Annotated in this window: 2 protein-coding genes; one reads left to right on the top strand and one right to left on the bottom strand. The window is 64.7% G+C overall.

Annotated features, from left to right (window positions below):
• Nucleotides 1-1,031 (bottom strand): hypothetical protein (locus E1295_RS47805; protein ID WP_132641989.1); only part of this gene is annotated, 1,031 nt, incomplete at its 3' end.
• Between the two features lie 208 nt (nt 1,032-1,239).
• Here E1295_RS47805 and E1295_RS47800 point away from each other — a divergent pair.
• Nucleotides 1,240-2,502, top strand: coding sequence for an IS256 family transposase (locus E1295_RS47800; RefSeq protein ID WP_181958161.1), 1,263 nt, complete (start codon nt 1,240-1,242; stop codon nt 2,500-2,502).
• The last annotated feature ends 548 nt before the right edge of the window (nt 2,503-3,050 follow it).

The following is a 3,050-nucleotide window of genomic DNA, read 5'->3' as shown; positions in this document are numbered from 1 at the left end:
CCGCCGATCCATGGGCTGTCCTTCGCCCCCATCCCCCGGATGATGTTGACCCACGCCTGCTCCCGCACGCTGTCCACCCCGGCGCCCGGCTTCAACGCCTTGTCCAGCACCCCAGCCACTTTCCCCTCGAACCCGGAGATGCCGCTCATCCGTACGCGCTGCGGATGCAGCAACCAGCCCGCAGCCTCTTTGTTCTGGGCCAGTAGCGTCTGCAATGCCTGCGGATTGGCGTCGTAGGCCTCCACCAGCACGTTCAGGTTCCAGTTCTCGCTGGTCGGGAGATCGGCGGTGAGCGGACGGCCCAGCACCTTCAGTGCCACCTGGTTCAGCAGTTTGGTCGACGGTTTCGACATCGCGACGATCGCCGTCAGCACCCCGGGCTGCGTGGCCTTCATGAACGGGCCCTGCCACTCCTCGCCCAGCCTGCCGGCGCGTTCGGCGTTGGCGTAAGCCTCAGCCAGCGGCCCGAGCGTCTCGCGGCCTTCCTTGATCGCGTTGGGCGACAGCCCTTTGTCCATGGCCGGGCCGCGGTTCTTCATCCAGTGCATGAACAGCGCACGGAATTTCTCCGGTCCGAGGGTAGAAAGAACGGCAGCGGCGTAGGCGGGGTCGTTCAGCTTGCCTTTCATCGCCGCCGTGGCCGCTGTCACCTTGCGCCAGCTCTCCACCGAGTTCTCGATTTCGTGCTTTCTGAGCGCCTCTGCGATGGGTGCCGCGTCTGCTTTCCCCTGCCGAGCGGCCTCGATCTCGCTGCCGAACGTGAAGATCACGCTCATCAGACCGTTGCCCGAGGTGGGAACCATCTGTTTGAGCGTGTCCATCCGCCACTTGAGGTCACGCTGCGTCTCGTCGAAGAACGCCCAGGACCGGTGCATGGGAGTTACTCCTTGCTGGCCGGTCCACGCCTCACCTGCTTCGGCGATGGCCGTCTCAAGCCCATGCCGCGTGCTTGCCAGGACGTTCTTGCCGGTCGCCATCTGCTGGATCAGCTGATCCGCCCCGCGGGGGTCGATCCCGACGAACTCCCCCATGGATCCCTCCCAGAGGGTGCGCCTACAAGGGAGGAGTCAAGCACAACAGCCAATCCCGGTAAATGCCTCCACACTTCCCTATAAGCAACCGGAATTACACCCATCACGGCATCAATCAGCGGATGTCAGGGGACTGTAAAACTAATGGCGGATCTGATGATCAAGGAAGAGATGCTTGATGTATGAGACTGCCGTGGAGTCGCTGTCCATGAACGAAGTGCCTGTCGAGCCGGATCGCGCGATGACGGACGAGCAGCTGATCTCGATGCTCGTCAATCGGGCCCGTAGTGAAGGGCTGCAGCTGACTGGTGAGGGCGGTCTGCTGCAACAGCTGACCAAGCGGGTGCTGGAGTCCGCGCTGGAAGGTGAGATCACCGATCACCTCGGCTATGACCGGCACGACCCGGCCGGCAAGAACAGCGGCAACAGCCGCAACGGCACCCGCAGCAAGACTGTGGTGACCGACGTCGGCCCGGTCGAGGTGCGGGTGCCACGCGATGTGGCGGGCACCTTCGAGCCCCAGCTCGTCCGCAAGCGGCAGCGCCGGCTGTCCGGCGTGGACGAGATGGTCTTGTCCCTGTCGGCCAAGGGCCTCACGCATGGGGAGATCTCCGCCCACCTGGCCGAGGTCTACGGGGCGAACGTGTCCAAGCAGACCATCTCCACCATCACCGACAAGGTCATGGACGGCATGGCCGAATGGCAGAACCGGCCGCTCGACCGTGTGTACCCGGTCCTGTTCGTGGACGCGATCAACGTCAAGATCCGGGACGGTCACGTCGCCAACCGGCCCATCTACCTGGCCATGGCCGTCACCGTCGACGGGCACCGCGACATCCTCGGCATCTGGGCCGGCGACGGCGGCGAGGGCGCCAAGCACTGGCTGGCGGTGCTGACCGAGCTGAAGAACCGCGGCGTGGACGACGTGCTCATGCTGGTCTGCGACGGGCTCAAGGGCCTGCCGCAGGCGGTGGAGACGGTCTGGCCCCGCACGATCGTGCAGACCTGCGTGATTCACCTGCTGCGCAACTCGTTCCGCTACGCCGCCCGGCAGGACTGGGACAAGATCGCACGTGCGCTCAAGCCCGTCTACACCGCCCCGACCGAGGAAGCGGCGCTGGAGCGGTTCTATGAGTTCTGCGAGACCTGGGGGCGCAAGTACCCGGCGATCGTGCGGCTGTGGGAGACCAGCTGGGCCGAGTTCGTGCCCTTCCTGGCCTTCGACGTCGAGATCCGCAAGGTCATCTGCTCCACCAACGCCATCGAAAGCGTCAACGCCCGCATCCGCAAGGCCGTCCGAGCCCGCGGCCACTTCCCGAACGAGACCGCCGCCCTGAAGTGTGTGTTCATGGCCCTGATGAGCCTGGATCCCACCGGGCAGGGCCGCAAGCGATGGACCATGCGCTGGAAGGCACCTTTGAACGCCTTCCAGATCGCCTTCGAAGGCCGCCTCACCCCTGCCAACCTCTAACCAATTCAACAACCAAGATCAGCCGTTAAGTTGACACTCCCGATGTCAGGGCGGACGTCGCAGCAAGGTAGCTGCGCGGCACTATCAGTAGAGGGAGTGACAGACCCGGTTGTGGATACGGAACTCGGGACGGGCAGGTGGGAACAGTTCGTCGCACTTCGCAGCGATCACCGGGGCCCATCGGTTTCTGCCTTTTACTCGTGTTTCCTTGTCTCGGGCGGTCTCGCACGGTCAGCAGGGATCGCGGTCTTCGGGGGTTGGACCTGTGGAGCGCCCTGATAGCGCGGCACCGCCGAGAGTGTTGATCTGCGTTGGGGCCTGGCCGGTTTCGTCTTCTTCTTCGACGTGCTGGGCGTTGTTGAGGGCAGTGCCCGGGGCGAGGGTGTCGGCGGCGAGGTGGGCACGACCGAGGGCCCGCTAATACTCCAGCCGCACTTCGAGGTTCGGGCTGGTCGAAGTCCCGAACGTGAGACGGCCATCGCCGAGACCATGGGGTTGTGACGCTCCAAGGTGATCGGACGATGGCCGTGTGGTCCACGGTAGCCCAG

The sequence above is a fragment of the Nonomuraea mesophila genome, assembly GCF_004352805.1.
Lineage (GTDB): Bacteria > Actinomycetota > Actinomycetes > Streptosporangiales > Streptosporangiaceae > Nonomuraea > Nonomuraea longispora.
The sequence above is the reverse complement of the archived record's forward strand: the minus strand, read 5'-3'. Positions and strand labels throughout refer to the sequence as shown.